This is a genomic window from uncultured Sphingomonas sp., assembly GCF_964244235.1.
Lineage (GTDB): Bacteria > Pseudomonadota > Alphaproteobacteria > Sphingomonadales > Sphingomonadaceae > Sphingomonas.
The window spans coordinates 14,938-37,378 of the sequence record NZ_CAXTII010000018.1 but is presented as its reverse complement, the minus strand read 5'-3'; the positions used below and the strand labels follow the sequence as shown (position 1 = coordinate 37,378).

19 protein-coding genes are annotated in these 22,441 nt (G+C 64.7%); 3 read left to right on the top strand and 16 right to left on the bottom strand.

The window, feature by feature from the left end; genetic code table 11:
• The 8 genes from ACFE7D_RS05265 to hutI all read right to left on the bottom strand — a co-directional run.
• Window positions 1-3,904 (bottom strand): sacsin N-terminal ATP-binding-like domain-containing protein (locus ACFE7D_RS05265; RefSeq protein WP_375394378.1); only part of this gene is annotated, 3,904 nt, incomplete at its 3' end.
• A gap of 274 nt (window positions 3,905-4,178) precedes the next feature.
• Window positions 4,179-5,297: a tyrosine-type recombinase/integrase gene (locus ACFE7D_RS05260; protein WP_375394377.1), complete on the bottom strand. Its 1,119-nt coding sequence runs from the start codon at window positions 5,295-5,297 to the stop codon at window positions 4,179-4,181.
• 412 nt (window positions 5,298-5,709) lie between these two features.
• Window positions 5,710-6,255, bottom strand: a complete 546-nt coding sequence (locus tag ACFE7D_RS05255; RefSeq protein ID WP_375394376.1) for a HutD family protein — start codon at window positions 6,253-6,255, stop codon at window positions 5,710-5,712.
• On the bottom strand, window positions 6,256-7,293 hold the full coding sequence (locus tag ACFE7D_RS05250; RefSeq protein WP_375394375.1) for a YeiH family protein: 1,038 nt from the start codon (window positions 7,291-7,293) through the stop codon (window positions 6,256-6,258).
• Complete coding sequence (hutU, locus tag ACFE7D_RS05245; RefSeq protein ID WP_375394374.1) at window positions 7,290-8,978, bottom strand: urocanate hydratase; 1,689 nt, start codon at window positions 8,976-8,978, stop codon at window positions 7,290-7,292. The genes ACFE7D_RS05250 and hutU overlap by 4 nt, the downstream gene beginning before the upstream one ends.
• A gap of 9 nt (window positions 8,979-8,987) precedes the next feature.
• Window positions 8,988-9,797 carry an N-formylglutamate deformylase gene (gene hutG / locus ACFE7D_RS05240; protein ID WP_375394373.1) on the bottom strand — a complete coding sequence of 270 codons (810 nt, stop codon included), beginning with the start codon at window positions 9,795-9,797 and terminating at the stop codon, window positions 8,988-8,990.
• Window positions 9,794-11,323: a histidine ammonia-lyase gene (gene hutH, locus ACFE7D_RS05235; protein WP_375394372.1), complete on the bottom strand. Its 1,530-nt coding sequence runs from the start codon at window positions 11,321-11,323 to the stop codon at window positions 9,794-9,796. Before hutH ends, hutG begins: the two co-directional genes overlap by 4 nt.
• On the bottom strand, window positions 11,320-12,519 hold the full coding sequence (hutI, locus tag ACFE7D_RS05230) for an imidazolonepropionase (RefSeq protein WP_375394371.1): 1,200 nt from the start codon (window positions 12,517-12,519) through the stop codon (window positions 11,320-11,322). The genes hutH and hutI overlap by 4 nt, the downstream gene beginning before the upstream one ends.
• Window positions 12,520-12,591: 72 nt before the next feature.
• On the opposite strand from hutI, the gene ACFE7D_RS05225 reads away from it, so the two are divergent.
• Entirely contained in the window at window positions 12,592-13,938 is a 1,347-nt protein-coding gene (locus ACFE7D_RS05225) for a formimidoylglutamate deiminase (RefSeq protein WP_375394381.1), read from the top strand.
• Here the strand turns inward: ACFE7D_RS05225 and ACFE7D_RS05220 are convergent.
• Complete coding sequence (locus ACFE7D_RS05220) at window positions 13,935-14,408, bottom strand: Lrp/AsnC family transcriptional regulator (protein WP_375394380.1); 474 nt, start codon at window positions 14,406-14,408, stop codon at window positions 13,935-13,937. The genes ACFE7D_RS05225 and ACFE7D_RS05220 overlap by 4 nt on opposite strands.
• A 112-nt stretch (window positions 14,409-14,520) precedes the next feature.
• Between ACFE7D_RS05220 and ACFE7D_RS05215 the strand changes: the two genes are divergently transcribed.
• A complete protein-coding gene (locus tag ACFE7D_RS05215; RefSeq protein WP_174275600.1) occupies window positions 14,521-14,763 on the top strand; it encodes a DUF6356 family protein in 243 nt (80 codons plus the stop codon).
• An 18-nt stretch (window positions 14,764-14,781) separates the two neighbouring features.
• Here the strand turns inward: ACFE7D_RS05215 and ACFE7D_RS05210 are convergent, their stop codons facing one another.
• The 3 genes from ACFE7D_RS05210 to ACFE7D_RS05200 all read right to left on the bottom strand — a co-directional run bounded on the left by ACFE7D_RS05210 (window position 14,782) and on the right by ACFE7D_RS05200 (window position 19,185).
• On the bottom strand, window positions 14,782-15,117 hold the full coding sequence (locus tag ACFE7D_RS05210; RefSeq protein ID WP_375394370.1) for a DUF3088 domain-containing protein: 336 nt from the start codon (window positions 15,115-15,117) through the stop codon (window positions 14,782-14,784).
• Complete coding sequence (locus ACFE7D_RS05205; protein WP_375394379.1) at window positions 15,114-16,514, bottom strand: peptidase; 1,401 nt, start codon at window positions 16,512-16,514, stop codon at window positions 15,114-15,116. Before ACFE7D_RS05205 ends, ACFE7D_RS05210 begins: the two co-directional genes overlap by 4 nt.
• A gap of 73 nt (window positions 16,515-16,587) precedes the next feature.
• Window positions 16,588-19,185, bottom strand: a complete 2,598-nt coding sequence (locus tag ACFE7D_RS05200; protein WP_375394369.1) for a TonB-dependent receptor — start codon at window positions 19,183-19,185, stop codon at window positions 16,588-16,590.
• Window position 19,186: 1 nt separating this feature from the next.
• Between ACFE7D_RS05200 and ACFE7D_RS05195 the strand changes: the two genes are divergently transcribed.
• Window positions 19,187-19,843 (top strand): UTRA domain-containing protein, encoded by a 657-nt coding sequence (locus ACFE7D_RS05195; RefSeq protein ID WP_375394368.1) that lies wholly within the window; start codon window positions 19,187-19,189, stop codon window positions 19,841-19,843.
• Between the two features lie 39 nt (window positions 19,844-19,882).
• On the opposite strand, the gene ACFE7D_RS05190 is transcribed toward ACFE7D_RS05195, so the two are convergent.
• From ACFE7D_RS05190 to ACFE7D_RS05175, 4 genes are read right to left on the bottom strand one after another with little or no spacing between them, the layout of a single operon-like run.
• The gene (locus ACFE7D_RS05190) at window positions 19,883-20,080 is read right to left on the bottom strand and encodes a DUF1289 domain-containing protein (protein ID WP_375394367.1); all 198 of its coding nucleotides are present in this window, start codon (window positions 20,078-20,080) and stop codon (window positions 19,883-19,885) included.
• A 13-nt stretch (window positions 20,081-20,093) separates the two neighbouring features.
• Window positions 20,094-20,819 carry a ZIP family metal transporter gene (locus ACFE7D_RS05185; RefSeq protein ID WP_375394366.1) on the bottom strand — a complete coding sequence of 242 codons (726 nt, stop codon included), beginning with the start codon at window positions 20,817-20,819 and terminating at the stop codon, window positions 20,094-20,096.
• Entirely contained in the window at window positions 20,816-22,081 is a 1,266-nt protein-coding gene (gene dmeF, locus ACFE7D_RS05180; RefSeq protein WP_375394365.1) for a CDF family Co(II)/Ni(II) efflux transporter DmeF, read from the bottom strand. Before dmeF ends, ACFE7D_RS05185 begins: the two co-directional genes overlap by 4 nt.
• On the bottom strand, window positions 22,078-22,353 hold the full coding sequence (locus ACFE7D_RS05175) for a metal/formaldehyde-sensitive transcriptional repressor (RefSeq protein WP_375394364.1): 276 nt from the start codon (window positions 22,351-22,353) through the stop codon (window positions 22,078-22,080). The genes dmeF and ACFE7D_RS05175 overlap by 4 nt, the downstream gene beginning before the upstream one ends.
• Window positions 22,354-22,441 lie beyond the last annotated feature (88 nt).

The following is a 22,441-nucleotide window of genomic DNA, read 5'->3' as shown; positions in this document are numbered from 1 at the left end:
CGGCGATCTCGCCCCCAGTTTGCTGCGTGAGCCCGTTGCGTAGTTTGAGCGATTGGCCCAGCCGGTCGTGACGGTCCGCAAGATTGTCGGCGAGGGCGCGGTCGCGCAGGAAGGCGACGACTGGAAGGAGTGCGCGGACCCGCCGCTCGACGCCCCCACGGGTCGCCGCGAAATGGTCTCGCACGACACTGATGTCACGCCGGATTGCACGCGCGAGCATCTCCTCGCTCGGTGCCATTGACGCGTCGGTATAGCCCTCGCGCAACAACCGGCCGAGCATCGGCTCCAGTGTGTTTCGACGCGCGCCGACGAGCTTGGTGATGGCAGGAGCGGCTTCGAGAAGCAGGTCCACATCCAGTGGCGTGGTGCCGGTCACCAGCAGGGTGGGCGTTCGCGGATGTGGGACCGCCTGGACGCGATCGTCGCCATGCGCGGTGATCTCCTGATCATCGATCAGCAAGGCGAAGCGGCCGCACCGGCGCAACCTGATCTGGCGCAATCGACGATCGAGCTCGTCCGTGGACAGGGTCCGCAGTTCCAGAGCGTCGCCCAGATATTCGTGCGCCAGGACTGCGACGTCGCTGAGCCAGGCGAGGCTACCAGCGATGAGGTTCGGGTCGTCGACATCGGGCTCGAACGTCGTCCCGTCGACCTGGAGCTGGACGTCGCCGGCATCGGCGAGCCGCGGTGCGAACCCGCCGGTCGCAGCCAGGAGATCGCGGATGACCGCGCCGTCGATCTCGCCGACATCGAGCACGGCTTCGCCCCGGTCGGCCAGCGCGCGCGCCGCGAACCCTTGCCGCTCCGTCGTGACATGGACGACCCGAGGCGCCTGCGGAGCCGCCGCGAGCAATTCCAGGCCGCCGGACCGTTCGACGACGAGCTCCAGCGTAGTGGGAAGGACCAGCCGCTGTTCGGCCACGTCGCTCCAGGTTCGCCGTAGCTGCTCGCGCAGATCGCGGCGCTCGGACGCCGACATGTCGGCAAGCGCGGCGCCGAGCGCGCCCAGCCTAGCGGGTGCCGAACTTGCGGCGGCCCAATCCTGCAGGCCGACGCGCTCGTCGAACAGGGTCGCGGGCAGGGTCGCGCGGTTCCCCGGTTCAGCCCAGAAGCGCGGGACGAAACGCGGCGGAATCTGCCGGGCGGCCGTCGTCGACCAGCTGTCCCGGGCCATGGCGAACAAGGTTTCGTCGCGACGCAGGCTGGCAGGCCAGGCCTCGTTCCGCAGGAAGACCTGCAGCGGGGTCGGTAGCTCGACCGTCTCCCACCCGCGCCAATGCGCGATGGAGAAGGTGAAATGGGCCTCGCCGTGCTCGCGAAGGTAGCTTACGATAAGATCGGAGAGCGCCTCCTTGGCGCTCGGCGAAAACCAGGCGTGTTCCATTTGCCCGGGAAACCGCCACGCCTCTCCCCTCAACTGATACTCGGTCTGGGGATAGGACAGCGACTTAGTGCGACCGTGGACGGTCCAACCGGGACCGAGACCTTCGGCGGCGTGGCCGGAAAACAGGAAACTGTTCCAGTGACCGCTCGGGGTGCCAACCCGCCGGATCGTGCCCGCGATCGGTTGCAGGCCATCGCGGACGCCGAGCACACCTAGGAAACGGAGCCAGTCTTCGCGGCGATCATCGGACCCGGCGCGCGGCCAAGACACAAAACTCACCAGAAGCGCGTCCTTCACGGCGTTCGCGTCGCTCGAAAAGGGTGCGGCCTCGTGGAGATACTGTTCGAGCGTTCGCCCGAGCGTGGTCCATGACGCCGAGAACGACGCTTGCGCGACAGGCTTCAAGCCGCCGAGACACGGCACAGACAAGGCCGCGCCGCGGAGTGCATCCTCGACCGCCTTGCCCCCGGTGTTGCGCCAGACCTTGTAGGACCAGATCAGCGCCTCGCGGTGCTGGAGGTCGGTTGCGCCGTGGCCGAGCGCGCCCTTGAGGCTGGCGAGCGCCTCCATCGGGTCGTATCGCCGAAGCAGGCCGGCCTTTTCGAAGGCGCGCAGGCTGGTGTCTGATATCTCAACCGCAGAACCTACGAACCGAAACTTGCGAGAGAGCGAGGGTGGCGGAGCGGGCGGCCCCTCGTTGCGCTTGCCGCGCTCCTTGCCAAAGCGATGGAACACGGGCGGAGCGCCCTCGAGCCCTTTTGCGGTCGCTATCAGGAGCTTCCCGTCGGGATCGGGAAAGAGCTTCTTTCCTTCGAGCGAGGAGAGTTCGAGTTTGGTGGCGGTGTAGAGCGCCGTCACATCGTCATAGAATCCACGCCATCGCCGGGCGGACGGTCGCCCAATGCTCGCGATCTGCTCGGCGATCGCCTCGACCCAGCCGGACAGCGTATCCGTGCTCGGGTCCAGGGGCAGGGATACCGCGCTCGCCAGGCTGCGCATGCGTGCCAGGCGACCCTCGCCGATTGACGGCGGAACGATCGCGGCATGGGCGACGGCCGCGAGCTTGCTCGGCGTCAACTGGCGGGCGCTGACATCGGGCCAGGCAAAGAGCTCGCTGAAACTTTCCCAGCGCGACGGACCGCCCGACACCACCGGCCAGATCGCCGCCTTCGCAAGGGGCCGCTTCAGCGCAACGAAGGCCTCGACGATCTTGGTCATGTGCGTGCCCGACCAGGCGGCGAGATCGACCACGCTGTTCTCGGGCAGCGGCAGGTCCCGGTCGACGATCGCGAGCGCCGCCTGTGCCGCGGCGCGTGCCGCAGCCTCGATCAGATATTTGTTGAGCGGCAGGTCCGCCTTGATCGATCGCCGATCGATGTCCGCGAAGAACGGCGCGTCGATATGGCCCGCCATCGGTGATACCGCGCGCTCGTCCATCGGCAGGAAGTTGAACAGCCTCGGCGTCGGCAGCATCGGCGCGTCGAGGGGAACGGCAACCGACACCACCGCATCGCCCTTCCACTGCAGCCAGCGCTTGAGGGGTGGTGCCGCGGCGATGCTTGCTTGCACCGCCTCCAGCACGCGGGCCTTCGGCAGCGTCTGGCGGACCAGGAGGAAATCTGCGCTGCCGTTGAGCTTGACCCGCTCCATGCGCAGGCCATCGGGGAGGTCGGCATCGATCCCGGTCACCTTGCGGGTCAGGCGCTTGGGGGCGCCCGGCTCCTCCGGATCGACCACCGCGATATCGAGCGCTGTCAGCCGGTCGAGGAAGAGGAGCACCGGTGCCGGCGATTCCAGCACCGCGGTGACCTGCTTGCGGGCAAGGTCGATCGACTCCTTCGATGCGAGCGGAAGCGCCACGACCGTCGCATAGCCTTCCGCCGACAAGAGTCGGACCGCGTCGGACTGGTCCTGCACGGTGACCGGGACAAGATAACGAGGGATGGTGAGCGCGATCGTCTTGCTCGCCTCCGTTGTCGCACCGAGCGCCTCGAGCTGGCGTGCGATTTCTTCGACCGTCGCGAAGCGGAAGCAGTAACCGTCGAACCGCGTCGCGCTTCGCGTGTCGGTCGCCGAATAGATGTGGACGTCGTCGGTCAACGCCTCGACGCTGCGGAATCCCAGTCCCTTGTTCCCGATACCCTCGCCGATCTCCTTGTCGCTCGTCCCAATGTTTCGGATCGCCTCGAGGTTGGAGGTGCTGAACGACCGACCCTTGTTAGCAACCAGCATCGTGCCGCGGTCGGGGGCGTCGATGATCAGGCGGACCGCGATCTCGCCTTCTTCGTCAGGCTCGTGCGCGTCATGGGCATTCTGCAGCAGCTCGAAGAGGACACGGTCGCCATATTGGGTGCCGATTACGTCGCTGACGCTCTTCAAGCTCTGATAGATACGCAGCCGGCGACGGCTTGCATCGAGTGCATTCTCCAACTGGTCGCGGGTGATCGCGGAGATCATGTCGGCGGGCGACGACGCGAGAGCTATAGAGGTTATCAGCGTGGGGGTATCTACGTCAGCCATGGTTTATACCTTCAACGCGGGCCCTTCTTCGTCAAGCGATCAACAGGGCACCGATCCGGTCTTCGCGAAAGTCACTACGGTGCACCAGCAACGATGCCGTTGACTTCGAGTGACGCGTCGCCCCAGCTCGAGATTGCAGGTGGGCACATGTCCGCTGCCCACATCCTGTCTGCCGCCGAAGGCCGTTTCGCCCGCGTGGTTATTGGACGAGAATGAACCAACGTCCGAATTTGGGATCAGCGGATTTACGACAGTATGTCGTTTGTGGGTCTAACTACAGGAAACCCTCGCCGGCATGCTCGCGAAACCGTTCATGATCTCGCACATATTCCGCCACCATCTCCAGAGAGGAATGCCGGCTGTGTTCCTTCATCTTGAACAAATTGGCGTTTTGGCGACCGGCTTCGGTGAGGAAGCCAGCGCGGAGCGAGTGGCCTGAGAACATCTCGGGCGGGTAACCCGCGGCGACTGCGGCTGCTTTTACCACGAGCGCCACGCCTTGGGCGCTCATAGGCATATCAGTCAGACGGCCCTGAGGCGTCAGCTTGCGAAAGACGGGCCCGCTGGTGATCCCGGCCGTCTCCAACCAAGCGCGATAATGCCGCACGGGTTCGAGTCGGCTTCCATCTGGGATGGCGACGGTATGACCTTTGCCCTCCTGATCGGTCTTCGACGCTGCGATGCGCACAAGCAACCCGCGGCTGTCCTCGCTGACGCGCCCGACCGTGATCGCTACCAACTCAGAGCGCCGGAAAGCACCCGCCATTCCGATCGCGAGTAGCGCGCGGTCGCGAAAACTGCGCAAATCATCGCCGACGATGGCGCGTACCATGTCGCGCAGCACGTCGCCGTCTGCCGGTCGCTTCTTGCCGGGCAACTCGCCGCGCTTGTCTTTACGAATGCCGCGCATCGCCCGCTCAAGGCGCGCCGCGTCGGGCTGCGAAGTCGGCGGCTCAACGTCGGCGGCGCGATGGGCGAATACGATCGCGGCGAGCCGCCGGCCGATCGTTGCGCGGCCGAGCGGCACCGGCTCCTTGCGCGGCAGCACCGTCCCGCGTTTCGTTCGTCGGAGCTGCTGCGGACTGAACCCGCTCTCGGCGAGCAGCGTCAGGAACGCGGCGACCGTCGCCGGCGTCGCGGGAAGCGGGCGATAGCCGCTCTCCTGGCACCACGCGCAGAACAGCCGCCAGTCCGACTTGTATGCGCGCAGCGTCGCGTCGGCGGACGCCCGGCGGACGTAGTCGTCGACGCGCTCGCGATCCTGGGGGGCGAGCTGTGGGAGATAGGGTTCGAGCGACTGGACCCCATCAACGACGACCAGCGCGTTATCCACGATCGCGTCCAGGTCCGCGCGGTCGACGCGAGCCGCATCATCGATGTCATCATCGGCCACGCCGACCTCCTGCGCCGCTCGTTCATCCGCCCGGCCGGTGAGTGAGACCGCCCGGAATCTAGGAAACGGGCTAACCGATCACCGGAATCTACGCCAGCATGTAATTAGCAGGAATCAACGTTATCGCTAATTACATGGGATTGGCTTGAGTATGTGTACGTGCGACCCATGCGCCGGAACACTTCCGCCGCCCGCCAGCCCGTCGCCGCCTTTTTCCAAGGCGGTTCCCGCTGTTACAAAGGCGCTTCCGTTCAATTTGCTTCTAGATCTAGGAAACAAGCTGCTGATTGCCCCGACATGTAGCCTGATGGAACACCAATGCTGTTCAATGGCGGCGTTTCCACAGGGTATACCCTTTTGGGCGCTTGAAACGTGATAAAGGGCCGGCGCGAAAGATTTTGGGAACGGCCGGTCAGGCTATGGCAACGATGCGGATCAGAGCGGCGATGACCCCCGAGCGTAACAAGGGATCGGGGAATGACCTCCAAAGAAGGTCACCGGGTGCGAGTTCAGCCTTGCCAATCCGTCCGCCAGTAAGAGCTACGACGTAGTTTGCCTGGCCGGATTCCGTCGGCTGTATATTGCCGCCGCTCTGGATGATCTCGACTGAATGGCTGTACAATCGGCGATCGGTCATCACGTTCAGCGCTAACGCTCGCGATCGGCCGATGCGAACTTCTGTTAAGATGTCTCCGCGAAACTGGACGGGTTTCCTTGGCGTCAATGCTACCGTCTCGTGCTCCACGCCGAGCGTGGCCCTCCCGGAGATCAGCGTCAGCGTTCGATCGTATCCGGGAATCAGCGAAAACGGACCCGAGCAGTCGATCTGAGCGATGCTGATCCGCCAGCCTGGTGTCGCGTTACAGCTCGGCCCCGATACCAGTTCGCTCGTGAGCCCCCCGCCGTTTCGCCAAGGCTTCGCAGCTTTCTCCGCCAATCGGACGACATCGAGAGGCACCTAGCCGACAATCGTGGCGGCGGCGATCAACCCGAGGGTCAGCGCCACCAGACTTGCAGCGAAGATCACGATGAGCGGCCGCGAGCCGCCGGCGAGCAGGCTGTGCATCTGTGATCGGATCCCGGTCGCGGTGACGGCGCAGACCAGCATGGCCGCTGCGGCGCTGCTGGCCCCGTTCGCGACCACGACAGGTACCAGCCCGGCGGAGTTGATAGCCGCTAGGACAAAGAAGCCTACGACAAACCACGGGAGCGTTAAGGTTCCGGCTTCCCGACTGGCTGGATCGGCGAACGCCCAGCCCACGACCGCCATGGTCGGTGCCAGCATTGCAACCCGGGTTAGCTTCACGATCGACGCGCTTTCGCCGGCATCGCGCGAGAATGAATAACCGGCTCCGAGCGCCTGCGCTACATCGTGAATTGAAACGCCGAGCAAGAATCCCGCCTGTGCATTGTCGAACCGAAGAAGATGCGCCAGCTCCGGATATACGATCATCGCCAACGCACTGAAGGCCGAGATCCCCACGAGTACGAGGGCGAGCTGCGCCTGGCTGATCCGACGCTCGCCGAGCACGGTCGCCAATGCCATCGCTGCCGAGGCACCGCAGATCGCCACGGCGCCGCCGGCCAGCACGCCGAACGCCCAGTCGAACCCAAGCCAGCGCGCGACGAGCGCGCCCGTCAGCAGTGTCATGCCGACGATCACAACGATTGACGCCAGCGCCGGCAGGCCGAGATGGGCGACCTGGGAGAGCGTCACTCGGGCGCCGACGAGAACGATGCCGATGCGCAGCAAGGTACGCGAGGCGAATCCCAATCCCGGCAGCAGCCGCTTGTCAGCACTGAGGAAGTTCATGGCGAGCCCGATGAGCAGCGCCATCAGCGTTACTGGAGCGCCATAGTGATCGGACAGATAGGCGGCCGCCAGCGATGCCAGCCCGGCCACCAGTAAGCCTGGCAGATACTCGCGCCACCCACTCGTCTGTTCACCTTCGATATCACAGTAGAGATCGGCACCGAGCATGGGCGGAGTGTTCATGCCCGCGACGCAATCTCGCTCCGATCGAGCGACGGCAGGTCCAGCCCCTTTTCGCGCGCGCAATCGATCGCGACCTCGTAACCCGCGTCGGCATGACGCATCACGCCCGAGGCGGGATCGTTCCATAGTACGCGATCGAGGCGCCGAGCCGCAGCATCCGTCCCATCCGCGACAATGACCATGCCGGCGTGCTGTGAGTACCCCATGCCGACGCCGCCACCGTGATGGAGCGATACCCAGGTCGCACCCGAGGCGGTGTTGAGCAGCGCGTTGAGCAGCGGCCAATCGGATACCGCATCGCTGCCATCCTTCATCGCTTCGGTCTCTCGGTTGGGGCTGGCAACCGAGCCGGAATCGAGATGGTCGCGCCCAATTACGATCGGCGCCTTGAGTTCGCCGGAGGCGACCATCTCGTTGAACGCGAGGCCAAGGCGATGGCGATCGCCCAGGCCGACCCAGCAGATGCGCGCCGGCAGGCCCTGAAACTTGATCCGCTCCCTGGCCATATCAAGCCAGCGATGCAGGCTTGCATCGTCCGGCAGCAGTTCCTTCACCTTGGCGTCGGTCTTGTAGATGTCTTCGGGATCGCCGGAGAGAGCGCACCAGCGGAACGGACCGATGCCACGACAGAAGAGCGGTCGAACATATGCGGGCACGAAACCGGGAAAGGCGAACGCGTCGGCGACCCCCTCGTCCTTCGCGACCTGGCGGATGTTGTTGCCGTAGTCGACCGTGGGGACGCCGGCGGCGCGAAAATCGAGCATCGCCCGGACATGCGTCGCCATCGATGCCTTGGCGGCTTTTTCGACCGTAGCGGGATCGCGCTCGCGCTTGTCGATCCACTCGGCGACGGTCCAGCCCGCAGGCAGGTAGCCGTTCACGGGATCGTGCGCCGAGGTCTGGTCGGTCAGCAGATCAGGACGGACGCCGCGCGCAAACATTTCGGGAAGCAACTCGGCCGCATTGCCGACGAGCCCGACCGAGACCGGCGTCTTCGCGGCGCAGCTCTGCTCGATGATCCCAAGCGCTTCATCAAGCGAACCGGCCGTCCGGTCGAGATAGCCGGTGCGAAGCCGCATCTCGATGCGGCTCGGCTGGCACTCGATCGCCAAGCATGAGGCTCCCGCCATGACCGCCGCCAGCGGTTGCGCCCCCCCCATGCCGCCGAGCCCTGCGGTCAGCAGCCATCGGCCGGATAGATCGCCGCCATAATGCTGGCGACCCATCTCGACGAAGGTTTCGTAGGTGCCCTGAACGATACCCTGAGTGCCGATGTAGATCCACGAGCCGGCCGTCATCTGGCCGTACATCATGAGGCCCTTGCGATCGAGTTCGTTGAAATGCGCCCAGTCCGCCCATTTGGGCACGAGGTTCGAGTTGGCGATCAGCACGCGCGGCGCGTCGGCGTGCGTGCGGAACACGCCCACCGGCTTGCCCGACTGGACCAGCAGGGTCTCGTCGTCTTCAAGGCGGCGAAGGGCGGCGACGATGCGATCGTAGCTTTCCCAATCGCGCGCGGCGCGGCCGATGCCACCATAGACGACCAGTTCCTCCGGTCGCTCGGCCACATCGGGATGGAGGTTGTTCATCAGCATCCGCAGCGGAGCTTCGGTCAGCCAGCTTTTGGCGCTCAGCACCGTGCCGGTCGCAGGCTTAATGATGCGGCTATTGTCGAGACGGGTCATGCCGTTCCTTCAGCTTGTGGCGAAGGCGAGACACGCCTTCAGAACGTCGGTGAGAATGTCGATGACGGGCGCAGCGGTCGCAAGATCGATCGGCGTCGGCCAGTTCGCCGGGCTCGGCTCGACAGGCTCGGCCATATAGCCGCGCATCGCCAGCTCCATCTGAATGGCATGAACCCCTTCCGTCGGTCGCCCATAGTGGCGCGTCGTCCAGCCACCCCTGAAGCGGCCGTCGAGGATGTGGCTGCGACCGCTCGCCGCGCAGATGTCGGCGGCAGCACCACCTAACGCCTCGTCGCAGGTTGCGCCGCCATTCGTACCGATGTTAAATTGCGGCAGTTCGCCATCGAAGAGACGCGGAATGCGGCTCCGTATCGAATGCGCGTCATACACCACGATCTTGGCGTGATCGGCGCGTAGTCGCGCGATCTCTGCCCGTAGCGCTGCATGATACGGATCGAACCACGTCGATCGCCTTTCGGCAATTTCTGCAGCGTCCGGCTCCGCACCGCGGTAGAGTGGTTCCCCGTCGAACGTCGTGATCGGGCAGAGGCCCGTCGTCGCCTGCCCCGGATAGAGCGACATGCCCGACGGATCGCGGTTCACGTCGATCACGCTGCGCGACATGCGCGTGTGGATCGTGGTCGCGCCGAGGTCGCGCGCAAAGGCATACAGCCCGTCGATCCACCAATCAGCGTCCTTGCGCGCGAGCCACGATGATGTGAACCGCGGCTCCACGCCGAGCGGCAGGTCGGTGCCGGTGTGCGGAAACGCGACGACCAGGGGCGCATCCCCGCGCGAGACGGTCAGCCAGTCGGTCATGCGAGACACGGCAGCTCGACGCCCGCCGCGGCGGTGATGGCGCCGGAGCGGACCAACGCATTCGCAGCCTCCATGTCCGGATAGAAATAGCGATCGTCGGCGAGCGCGGGCACTTCGGACCGGAGGCGGCGACGAACCGCCTCGAGCGCGTCGCTCGACGCGAGCGGCGAATGAAACTCGCAGCCCTGCGCCGCCGCAAGCAGCTCGATACCAACGACCGCGCTGGCGTTTGCCGCCATGTCGAGCAGGCGACGGCTGCCATGCGCCGCCATCGATACATGATCCTCCTGGTTGGCGGAGGTCGGGATGGAGTCGACGCTGGCCGGATAGGCACGCTGCTTGTTCTCGGAAACCAGCGCCGCGGCCGTGACCTGCGGGATCATGAAGCCCGAGTTCAAACCCGGCTTCGGCGTCAGGAACGCCGGCAGTCCCGATAGCGCGGGATCGACGAGCATAGCGATCCGGCGTTCGGTGATCGAGCCGATCTCACAGACCGCGAGCGCGATCATGTCGGCCGCGAACGCGACCGGCTCGGCGTGGAAATTCCCGCCGGACAGCGCCTCGTCGTCGTCGGGAAAGATCAACGGGTTGTCCGACACGCCATTGGCCTCGATCGCGAGCGTCGTGGCGGCCTGGCGGAGAAGATCGAGCACCGCGCCCATGACCTGCGGCTGACACCGCAGGCAATAGGGATCCTGCACCCGCACATCGTCGACGAGGTGCGAAGCGCGGATCTCCGACCCCGACATCAGCGTGCGCAGCGCGCTCGCGGTCTCGATCTGGCCAGCGTGCCGGCGCAAGCTATGGATGCGGGGATCGAACGGCGTATCCGACCCCTTCGCCGCCTCGGTCGCCAGCGCACCCGTCACGAGTGCAGACTGGAAGAGCCGCTCGACCTCAAACAGCCCGGCAAGCGCCAGCGCGCAGGAGAATTGCGTGCCGTTGAGGAGCGCCAGCCCCTCTTTCGGCCCAAGTTCGAGCGGAGTTAGACTGACGCGCGCCAGTGCATCGGCGGCGGGCAAACGCTCGCCGCCGACGAAGATTTCGCCGACGCCGATCATCGCGGCGGCCATGTGCGCGAGCGGTGCCAGGTCACCCGAAGCGCCCACTGATCCTTGCGAAGGCACGACAGGTATCAAGTCGTTCGACAGCATGGCCTCGATCAACGCGACCGTCTTCGGCTGCACCCCCGATGCACCCTGTGCGAGGCTGGCGAGCTTCAGCGCCATCATCAGCCGAACGACGGCCACCGGCGCGGGTGCCCCCGTTCCGGCCGAATGGCTGAGCACGATATTCCGCTGGAGCGCCGCGAGATCGGCGTCGCCGATCCGCACCGAGGCCAGCTTCCCGAACCCCGTGTTGATCCCGTAAACCGGCAGGCCCTTGGCGAGGATGCGCGTCACCGAAGCTGCGCTTCCCGCAATCGCCGGCCCGGAGGCGGGATCGAGGCGGGCGACCGCCCCGCGATACACGGCGCGCCAGTCGGCAAGACCGACCGCACCCGCCGTCAGCACCAGCTCGCTCATCGGCCACTCCAGATACGGGCATGGAGCGGATTGAACCCCATGCGATAGACAAGTTCGGCGGGATGCCCGACATTCCAGATCGCCAGGTCGCAGCGCTTGCCGGCCTCCAGCGTGCCGATCTCCGCGTGCCGTCCGAGCGCCTTCGCCGCGTTGACCGTCATACCGCGCAGGCATTCGTCGACCGTGAGGCGGAACAACGTCGCCGCCATGTTCATCGCCAGAAGGGGCGATGTCAGGGGAGAGGTGCCGGGATTGCAGTCGGTTGCGATCGCGATCGGCACCCCCGCGGCCCGCAGGGCAGCGACTGGCGGCAGCATCGTCTCGCGGGTGAAGTAGAAGGCACCCGGCAACAGCGTCGCGACCGTGCCGCTCGCTGCCATGGCCGCGATGCCGGCCGCATCGACATGCTCCAGATGGTCGGCCGACAGCGCGTGATGACGCGCGGCAAGCGCTGCCCCCTGCTGGTTGGACAATTGTTCGGCATGGACCTTGATCGGCAAGGCGCACGACGCCGCCGCCACGAACACGCGGCCCGTCTGATCGGCGCTGAATCCTATGCCCTCGCAGAAGACGTCAACCGCGTCGACGAGCCCCTCCTCCGCCAGCATCGGAAGCATCACGTCGCAGACCAGTGTGATATAGCCGTCGGGATCGCCGGCAAATTCCGGCGGCAGGGCATGGGCGCCGAGGAAGGTGGTAACAACCTCGACCGGCCGATCGTCGGCGAGCTGTCGCGCAGCGCGCAGCATCGCCCGTTCGGATTCGATCGTCAGGCCATAGCCCGACTTCACCTCGACGGTCGTCACGCCCTCGGCGATCAGCGCGTCCAGCCTTGGTAGCGCGCCAGCGATCAACTGGTCGTGCGACGCGGCCCGCGTCGCCTTCATCGTGAAAAGGATGCCGCCGCCCGCGCGCGCGATCTCTTCATAGGAGGCACCCGCCAATCGCAGCCCGAACTCCCGTGCCCGATCCCCCGCGAAGACGAGATGGGTATGGCAATCGATCAACCCCGGCGTGATCCAACGCCCGTCGCAGTCGATCGAGCGGCCCGCGTCGAATGCCGGGGCATCGTGCGCCGGACCGGCATAGGCGATGACCCCGTCGACGCACGCGACGACACCCTGCTCGACGATCCCGAGGCCGCCATCGACCATTGTCGCAAGGCGCGCATTGCGCCAAACCGTGTCGACCTTCATCGTTACTCCTTTTGTCTATACAAATCACGGCGAGCCGCTATTGTCCAGCGGCAAGACAACGAATGGACAGAGATGCAGTCGATCTGGTTCGAGCGGGCATTGCTGCCGCAGGGCTGGGCCACCCGCGTGCGTATCCGAGTCGATGGCGCGAAGATCGCGGCAGTCGAGTCGGATACCGACCCGGTGCCCGAGGACGATCGATACGATGTCGGTCTGCCTGGCTTGCCCAATCTCCACAGCCACTGCTTTCAGCGCGCCATGGCCGGCCTCGCCGAGACGCCCGGCAGCGGCGGGCGTGACGATTTCTGGAGCTGGCGCGAGACAATGTATGGTCTGGTGGCCACGCTCACGCCGGAAGACATCAACGACATCGCTGCTATGGCCTTCGTTGAGATGCTCGAGGCTGGCTTCACGCGCGTGGGCGAGTTCCACTATCTGCATCACGATGCCGACGGGCGCGGCTACGCCGAGCCGGCCCGCATGGCGGCCGCGATCGCTGCGGCGAGCGCGGACGCCGATATCGCGCTGACCCTGCTCCCCGTGTTCTACGCGCACGCCGGATTCGGTGGCACCCCACCCAGCGAGCGGCAGCGTCGTTTCGTCAACAGCCTGGATAGCTTTGCCCGCTTGCGCGACGCATCCGGACAGGCACTGAAGGGCCTGGATGACGCCGTACTCGGCGTCGCACCGCATTCCTTGCGCGCCGTTACGCCTCAACAATTCTCGGCGCTGATCGCCTTGGCACCCGATGGTCCGATCCATATTCACGTCGCCGAACAGCTTGGCGAGGTCGACGCGTGCGTCGCTTGGTCGGGTCGACGCCCGGTCGAATGGTTGATGAACAATGCGCCGGTCGATGCACGCTGGTGTCTCGTTCATGCGACGCACGTCGAACCGGACGAACTTGCAGCGATAGCGGCCAGCCATTGCGTGGTCGGACTTTGCCCGATCACCGAAGCCAATTTGGGCGACGGCCTGTTTCCGGTCGGTGCATTGTTCGACGCCAGCGGCCGGTTTGGCGTTGGTTCGGATTCGAACGTCAGGATCGACGCCGCCGAGGAACTGCGGCTGCTCGAATATGGCCAGCGCCTCACCTTGCGCCAACGCAACGTCCTCGCGCGCGACGGGCAGTCGACCGGCCGGACACTCTTTTCGGCCGCGCTTCACGGCGGGGCTCAGGCGCTCGGCACAGACGACGCTGCGCTCACATCCGGCGCACCAGCCGATATCGTCGCCTTCGCCTGTCCAGACGTAATGGGGAGCGGCGACACGCTGCTGGATCATTGGATTTTCGCTCGAGGTGATATCCACAGCGTCTGGCGTGCGGGACGGCAGGTTGTTCGGGATGGTCGCCACATCCGCCGATCGCAGATCGCAGATCGTTATCGGCGGACGATCCGTAGGCTGCGCTCCTCCTAGTCGAGCACCGGCAGCGCCGTCGTCGACTTGATCTCCTGCATCGCGAACGACGAGCTGACATCGTGCAGATTGGCGACCTTGGTCAGCTTGCGGTAGATGCGATCGTAATCCGCGATATCGCGCACCACCACTTTGAGCAGATAATCGATCTCGCCGCTCATGCGGTAGAACTCGACGACCTCCGGGATCATCGAGACACCGCGGGCGAACTCCTCCAGCCACTTTTCGCTATGCTGGGCGGTGCGGACGGCGACCATCACGGTGACGCCGAGTCCGAGCAGGTCGCGGTCGAGGAGTGCCACCCGCCGCAGTATCACGCGATCGCGTTCGAGCCGCTTGATCCGCTTCCAGCACGCCGTCTGGGAAAGCGCGACCGCCTCGGCGATCTCGCCGACCGGGCGCGTCGCATCCTCCTGGAGAATGGCCAGGATGCGCCGGTCGGTACGATCGAGATTGACGTTCTCCGACATCATCCGGTCGGTGAATGACGTTCTACGGGAAGGCGCATTACGACCGAAGAAGAGAACCCGCTGTGCGGCCCCCTACGGCATAAGGGTCTTGTCAGCCACGGGAGCCGAAGCGATGTTGAACCGCCTTTTTCTGGATCATCCCCGTAGCGTCGGCGAAAGCTATAGCGAGCATATGGCCGTGGCCGGCTCGTTCGGTATGGCCATGATCGCGGGCGGTCTGGCCTGCCTTGTCCATGCAGTTCTTCCATGCACCTTCACCTCGACCGGCAGTGGGATCGTCAGGCGCCTTTATCAGCGCATGGTGACCAATCGGACGGCGGCAGGCACCACCGGGGCGATCGTCGCCGCCGAATAGGCCCGCCGCCGCATCCCGTCAGCCGGCTTCGGGCAGCCCGAACTTGCCGGACAAGTAGTTTCGGATCTGACGCTCGTCGCTGATGAAGGCATGACCGTTCGCCTTCTTGGCCCCAAAGTCGCCGCCTTCGCCCTCGCCAAGCACCAGCACCGGGATTGACTGGTTCTCCTCGCCGAGCAACGCGGTAATCGGCTGACGCGGCCGGGTGAAGGGGACATATTCGACGTCGACCTTCTCGCGCAGCTCCGGGAAGAAGCCCAGCAGCCCTTCGACGCTGACCGAGTCACCGCAATAGAACGGCCCCATGCCGGCGTTCGTGAAGCCGGGCTGCATGAGGAAAAGCTGATCCTTCACCGTGTGATCTCCTTCGATTTGGCGGGAACTGTCGATTTGCGCAGGCGCTGCCAGCCCAGGACGACACCCGTGATGCTGAACAGGAAGCCCGCTGTCAGCGGGATGAGCACGAGAATGTCGCGCAGGACCTGGTGACGCGCGACGCCGGGAAAGTTGAAGCTGTGCAGCGCATAATAGATCCAGGCGTAGGCGGCGCGGCTCGTGCTCATCACCACGAGGATGTTTCCGGTGCCTCCGTCGACATAGACCGGCGGCCGTGCATCTGCGCCCGCGAACCGCCGCGCTGAGGGCGGCAGCCCTTCGGCGAGAGAGTAAAAATCGTCGAGCGGGACCGAAACGCCCGAAAGCGCGGGTGGCGTCCCCCAGGCTCGGCCGAGCCCCTTCGCGATCAGCTCGTCGGCTTTCGCCGGTGCCACCGGCACCCCGGCGATAGTGAGCAACCCCGATTTTCCGTTCTGGTCCGTTATCGCCAGCAGCGGTACATCAGCGACCGACGTGATCGCGATCTCGTTCGCAGGGGGAAGACGACGAAGGAGAGCCCCATCCACGCTGGCGGCGGCGACATTGGCCGGGAGCCCGGAATAGCGGGCGACCTGCGCATCCGTCGGCTGTCCGCGCGAGAACAGGCGACCGTGATCCATCGAGAGCCACCCGCTCAATATCCAGGTCAGCACGAAGATGCCGGCGAACAAGCCGACCAGATGGTGCCATCGCATCCAGCGCTGGCGGTAGAATGTCAGGCCGGGCCGACGGGCACGCCGAACCGCGAGCATGCGGACGATGCCGAGGATCATGCCCGCGTCGGCGACGAGCATGGCGACGAACGATACGATCCAGACCGTCCGATCCCATACCGCAAAGCTCGATCGCAGCGGCGTGACATAGGCCCAATGGAGCACCGCTCCGACCCAATTCCAGCCACGCTGCCAGCGTGTGGTGCGCTGGACAATGTCGCCGGTTCGCGCCGACACATATATTTGCGTGCCCACCGGATCGGCGAGATCGACGCGATAGAAGGGTCGCAGGGCATCGAACTGATTGTGGACGACCCACTGATCGTAGCCGAACGGCCCGACGACGCTCGCGCCTCGCGCCGGTAATCCCGGACCGAACACGGAGGCAGCGGCTTGCGGCGACAGCAACGGCATCCGTCGACCGTTGCTCGCGTCGATCACGACCGGATGCGCGCCACCGGCGACGATATAGGCAGGCGCGTCACCCCTCTGCCGGAGACGAACGGCCGTGCCGCCGCCGGCAGCGGCGAGCGCTTGCACCGGCGTCAGCACAACCGCCGCCTGGTCGATCGTGCGTCCGAGCGCCTGTCCTTCAGCTTTGGGAAGCGAAGGAAAGGGCTCGAACAGCAGCACGGCTCCGCTGGCGAACCAGAGTGCGAAGATCAGACACGTCGCAAGTCCGAGCCACCGGTGGAACCAGACCAGCTTCCGGACGATCGCGTCGTTCCGGCGTCGCCTAGAAGTGGACGAGGACGCTCCCCTCGACGCGCCGCGGCTCGCCGAGCTGGACCTGACCGGGGTAGAAGATATCGGCCCACTGGACAAAGGTCTTATCCCACACATTGTTGACGCGAAGCGTGAAGTCGATGCCCTTTTGGATCGTGTAGGTCACATAGACGATGCCGGTGGCATAATCCTTGAGCTTCAGGGTATTCGACGTGTTGCCGTAGCGATTGCCGACATATTTGACGCCGCCACCGATCTCGAGCGGAAGCCCGCCGACATGCTGGAACGTGGTCCAGACGTTGCCGGTCCAGTCGGGAACGTCCGGCGGGGTATTGCCGGACGCGTTCACGCCATAGTTCGGGTCGACGAAGTTCTCATATTTGGCATCGGTATAGGTCGCGCTGCCGATCAGGGTCCAGTTGTGCGTGACCTTGAACTGGCCCGAGAATTCGACGCCCTTCGACTTCTGCTCCCCGACATTGCTGACCGTATCGAGGGCGATCTGCGTCAGGATGTTCTTGCGGTCGATGCTGTAGAGCGCAAGCGTCAGCGAGCCGCGGCCGCCAGCGAGATCGGTCTTGATCCCGCCCTCGAATTGGTGCGCGCTGGACAACGGGAAATTCTCGCCCGCGTTCACGAGAAAAATGTTGGAGTTCACCGGATCCTTGCCGGTCGAATAGGAGAAGTAGGCGGTCGTCAGTGGGCCTAGGTCGTAGGTGACGCCGGCGCGCCAGTTGAACATCTTGTAGGTCCGCTTGAAGCTCGTCCCGGCGTTGAAGCTACCGTCGACATTGTAGTTTTCGCGCGTGAGGTAGATGCGCTCGGCACGCAGGCCGGTGACGAGGTGCAGCCCCTTGGCGATCGTCAGCACGTCTTCGCCGAAGAGCGAACCCTGATCCCAGCGCGTCGGGCTCACCCGCTCCTGAATCGGACCGAACAGACCCGGATTGGGATTGAAGATGTCGACGCTATCGCCGTCCGGAAATCCACGAGAGCGGATGAAATTGAGGTGGCTGTAGTCAGCGCCGATGACTGCCTTGTTTTCCAGACCGAGTACCGGCTTGTTGAAGCTGACCGAGAACTGATCGCCCTCGATATCCTGCTTGTGGAACACGAAGAACCGGTCCCGGTCGATCTGCTTGGTAGTGGTATCGAAGTCGTAATTTTCGGCGTTGATCCATTGCCGATCGGCATGGAAATAATAGGCGTTATTGCTAACGGTTATCCAGTCGTTCGGCTGCCAGTTAAGCGTCAGGCGCGGCCAATATTGGGTGGAATGCGTCCGATGGTCGGCCACGTTGTAGCTGATGAATTGCGTCCGCTTGTCGATGACCTGGCCATCGGGCGTCGAAAGGATACCCTTGATCGGATCAGTGCCGAACGAGGCGGGCACCAGCGGTGTGCCGTAATAGGGTGACAGGTCGTCCTTGAGATAGTCCATGCTGAACTCAAGGGAGAATGCGTCGGTCGGCTTGTAGGTGATCGCGCCCGTAAGATCGAGCGAGTCCGATGGCGTGTTGTGAACATAGCCGTCGGTGCGATGATAGCTCGCGTCGCCCTGGATCGCGACGCTATCGCTCAGCACCTTGTTGCCGCCAAAGCCGGTACTGACGGTGTTGAACGTGCCGTAGGAGCCGAGCGCTTCGAAGCTGTCGTGGGTCAGGTCGGGGTGCTTGTTGACGATGTTGATCGCGCCGCCAACCGCGCCTTGGCCGTATAGTACCGAAGCCGGGCCCTGCAGCACGTCGATGCTGGCGATGTTGAAGGTGTTGCCAGGACGATTGATCATGTTCGCCGGGCCGATGTAGATGCCGTTGTGCAGGATCGTGACCTGCTCGCCGGTGAAACCGCGCATCGAAAAGAGCGACGGATCGCCGGGCGAGCCGCCGGAAGTGAGACCGGGCAAGCTGTCGGTCGCTTCCTCAACCGTGCGAAAGCCGCGTGTGAGGATCTCGCCCGCCGTGATCTGGTCGATCGTCGCCGGCGTTTCGCGAACGGACAGATTGAGGCGGCTGGCGGTCGGCGCGGCGACATCGAGCTGTCGCAGCCGCCAGCCGGTGACGGTAATGACGTCGCCGTCAGTCGCCTGGGTTGTCTCCGACGTGGTGGCGGTGCCGCCTGCCGTCTGCGTCGAGGAAACGGCGGTGCCATCGGTCTGAGGCGCGCCTGTCGGCGTTGGCGGTGCGGGCGTCGGCGACGACTGTGCATGCGCGGCACTGCTGCAAGCGATGGCTAGCGCTGCGAAGGAAGCCTGTATCTTGTATCTACGAATCCGGTCGATCACGATCACCCCCTTTTGATATAACGCCCGCTCTCCCGCCGACTTTTCTTTTTGTATAGTCAAATGGAGTGTGACGTTCCTTTTGTTGCCGTCAAGAGGGAAAATGAGGTGCTCATACGCATTAGCGTTCAACCGTGTTTTTGGTGTATGATGCCGGTGATCGGGAAGTGGCAGCGCCCGCGGGCACCGAGGAGGTATTTTGAACGTAGCTGTTATCGCGCGTGCCACGCAGTGCCAGCCGGCGTGCAAACACCCTGAGGACGTACCGACGCTTGACGGCGAGGGACCGCTCTGGCTCCAGATCCGACGGTCAATCGCGCTCGCCATTTTGAGTGGCGACTGGCCGGCCGGGACGCGCATTCCGTCCGAGATGGTGCTGACCGAGCATTACAACACTGCCCGGATGACCGTGAACAAGGCGATCCAGAGTCTCGCAAGCGAAGGACTGCTGCAACGGCGCACCAAGGTAGGCACCGTCGTTACAGAACTCGCTCGCGAGCGGCCCGTCATGGAAATATGGGATGCCGCCGACAGCATCCGTCGCGAGGGGCGTCAATACGGCTATAAGCTGCTCGAATGCGAGATGGTCCGGGGGCCCTCACCCGCCCGGGAACTGATCGGCGTGGCGGACCGGGCTCCGCTCGTCCGAATGCTTTGCCTCCACTCGGCGGACGGACAGCCGTTCCAGCTCGAGGAACGCGTCGTCAACGTCGACGCAGCGCCGCAAATCGCCTGTCAGCCGCTCGAAACGGTAAGCCCCGGCCAATGGCTGCTCGCGCATGTTCCATGGACCAACGCCAAGCACAGCATCACCGCGCGCGCCGCCGATCCGGTGATCGCGGGTCACTTGGCGATCGATAGGGGCGAGGCGTGCCTCGTCGTCGAGCGGCGCACCTGGAACGTCGACGTGCCCGTCACCTTCGGCCGCTTCTGGCATCCAGGGGACGATCACAGCCTGGAGGGCAATTTCAAGCCGTCCTGGTAGGTCGCTGCGTCGATGCTGGACAAGCCCCGCATCGGAAGGTCAGCCCGACTTCGGCTTATCGTTCCCCTCCCGCGTCGCCAGCTTCGCAAGCCGACGGGGCAATTCTGCCGCAATCGCAAGCAGCTTCGGTCGGGGTGCCTTGCGCCAGCCTCGCGTCTCGGCAAGCGTCCGCCCGCAGGCGATACACCAACCCGTCCGTCCATCGAACCGGCAGACGTCCACGCAGGGACTCTTCATGTCTTTCCCTCCCTCATAGGGCGGCCAGCCTCACCACGAGGTAGATGAAGGCCAAGCCAAGTGCCGTCGCGCCCGCCCGGGCCAGCCCGGTCTCCCCATCACGGCTCCGGGGCAATAGTTCGCTAGCGCCGATATAGAGGAAACCACCTGCGAATACGCCGAGCAGCAACGCCAAAACTTGCACAGGCACGACCACCATCCGTGCGATCGCGATGCCGATCAGAGGGGCGAGCGCATCTAGGGCCAGCCAGCGCCGCGCTGCCCGGACGCTGCCGCCGCCGACAAAACTCAAAGTGACGGTGTTGGCTCCGTCCAGGAAATCATGCGCGAGTACAGCGATCGCGACGATCACCCCCGCTGCGGACGACACCTGGAAAGCGAGCCCGATGCCGAGGCCATCCATCAGGCTGTGCATCGTCAGGCTGCCCGGCCCGAGATATCTGCCATGACCGTCTTGCTGGCCGAACAGCATCGCCGAAGAACGGTCGAGCAGGCAATAGCCGGCGAACCCGCAAGCGGCCGCCGTCGTCACGCTCAGCGCCGTTCCATCCGGCCCGACGAGATCCAGTGCTTCAGGCAACAAGTCGAGCAGCGCGACGCCAACCACCGCTCCGCTGCTGAAGCCGAACAACATCCCTTTCGCCGAGCGGAACCTGATCGCGAGCGTACCGCCGACGACGGTCGCCGCTGCCGTGACGATGCCAACCAGCAGCGCGAACGGCAGTTGGGCCGTGTTCACGTCGCTGCCCGATTAACCTCGACCGTGAGATGCGACAGCGACGGAATATGGGCAAGCCGCTCGCGATAAAAGGCAGCATCGCGGTCCGTCCCGGTCGCGACCGCGACGATCGCGCCGAGATGGCCCGGACCCAGCCGCCACAGGTGCAGGTCGACCACCTGGTCGCCGCCGCCCTCGATCTCGCGCCGCAGACGATCGGCGGTCCGCGCATTCGGCAGCATGTCGAGCAGGATTGCGCCGGTATCGCGCACCAAGCCATAAGACCAGCTCGCGATGACGGCCGCACCGATGAGGCCCGCGATCGGGTCCATCCAAAGCCACCCGAATGTACGCGCCAGGATCAGCCCGACGATCACCAATACCGACACTGCAGCGTCGGCAACGACGTGGATGACGGCAGCCCGCATATTGTTGTCGCGGTGGTGCGCGCCGTGGTCGTGGTCATGCTCCTCGAACCTGACCTCCTGCACCTGCCCGGCGACATCGATTCGCGCGGCGAACGCATGCGGTTCGGGGATTTCGTCGCGGCTCTCGAGATAACCGGCACGCGCGACCATCACAAAGCGCTGGCGGGCGTCGCCGTCACGCACCGTTTCGATCGTCACTTCGCTTGGGAGCGCTACCCCATCCTCGCTTGTGAGGCGGAAGCGAGGGGGAACCCCGTCCTCATGGATCGAGAGCAGCATCGCGCGACCCGCAACCGTGATCCGCTGTGCTTCGTCCTCATGCTCCTCGTCATGATCGTCGTGGCCATGGCTATGCACGTGTCCGTGGCTGTGCCCATGATCGTGACCGCCGGCGCTCAGAAGCCATGCGCTGGCCACGTTGACGCCTAGGCCGAGTATCGCGATCGGGATCGCCTCGCCGAAGTGGATCGGCACCGGTGCCAACAGGCGGGTGACGGACTCATAGCCGATCAGCAGTGCGATCATCGCCAGCACGATCGCGCTGGTGAACCCAGCGAGGTCGCCGAGCTTGCCGGTGCCGAAGGTGAAGCGGGGGTCGCTCGCGTATCGGCGGGAGAAAGTATAGGCCATGGCCGCGAGTAGCAGCGCGCCGGCATGGGTCGACATGTGCAGCCCATCGGCGACGAGCGCGATCGAGCCGAACATGATTCCTCCGACGATCTCGATGAGCATCATGATCCCGCACAGCACGATCACGAACCAGGTCCGACGCTCGTTGCGCTCATGTCCCTCGCCGAGGAAGACATGGTTGTGGGGCGCGATGCCGGTGGCGACCGGAGACTGTATGTTGCTCATTTTAGATAGGCCCTGACGACTTCGAGGAGTTCTTCGGTGGCATCGCGATCGAGCGCTCCGGGATGCACGTCGGGATCGACGAGGTGCGAGACGATGTGGTCTTCCACCACCTCCGCCATCAGTCCCGCCATCGCGCCGCGAGCCCCGGCGATCTGGTGAAGTACCGAACCGCAGGAGGCATCGCCTTCCAGCGCGCGCTCGATTGCCTCGACCTGCCCCTTCAGCCGACGGACGCGGGCGAGCAGCTTTTCTTTGTGATGAGCTGTATGCATCCATCTGCATTGCCATACCCCCCTACCCTATACAAGATGCTTTTGCGCGGGTATGAGCCGGCCATGACGATGAGACTGACCAGGAGGT

Coding starts and splice junctions, on each gene's coding strand:
- dmeF (WP_375394365.1), bottom strand. CDS start 22,081: ATGAGCAACATACAGTCTCCGGTCGCCACCGGCATCGCGCCCCACAAC.
- ACFE7D_RS05215 (WP_174275600.1), top strand. CDS start 14,521: ATGTTGAACCGCCTTTTTCTGGATCATCCCCGTAGCGTCGGCGAAAGC.
- hutI (WP_375394371.1), bottom strand. CDS start 12,519: ATGAAGGTCGACACGGTTTGGCGCAATGCGCGCCTTGCGACAATGGTC.
- ACFE7D_RS05225 (WP_375394381.1), top strand. CDS start 12,592: ATGCAGTCGATCTGGTTCGAGCGGGCATTGCTGCCGCAGGGCTGGGCC.
- hutG (WP_375394373.1), bottom strand. CDS start 9,797: ATGACCGACTGGCTGACCGTCTCGCGCGGGGATGCGCCCCTGGTCGTC.
- hutH (WP_375394372.1), bottom strand. CDS start 11,323: ATGAGCGAGCTGGTGCTGACGGCGGGTGCGGTCGGTCTTGCCGACTGG.
- ACFE7D_RS05220 (WP_375394380.1), bottom strand. CDS start 14,408: ATGTCGGAGAACGTCAATCTCGATCGTACCGACCGGCGCATCCTGGCC.
- ACFE7D_RS05190 (WP_375394367.1), bottom strand. CDS start 20,080: ATGAAGAGTCCCTGCGTGGACGTCTGCCGGTTCGATGGACGGACGGGT.
- ACFE7D_RS05200 (WP_375394369.1), bottom strand. CDS start 19,185: ATGGCGAGCGCGATTGACCGTCGGATCTGGAGCCAGAGCGGTCCCTCG.
- hutU (WP_375394374.1), bottom strand. CDS start 8,978: ATGACCCGTCTCGACAATAGCCGCATCATTAAGCCTGCGACCGGCACG.
- ACFE7D_RS05175 (WP_375394364.1), bottom strand. CDS start 22,353: ATGCATACAGCTCATCACAAAGAAAAGCTGCTCGCCCGCGTCCGTCGG.
- ACFE7D_RS05250 (WP_375394375.1), bottom strand. CDS start 7,293: ATGAACACTCCGCCCATGCTCGGTGCCGATCTCTACTGTGATATCGAA.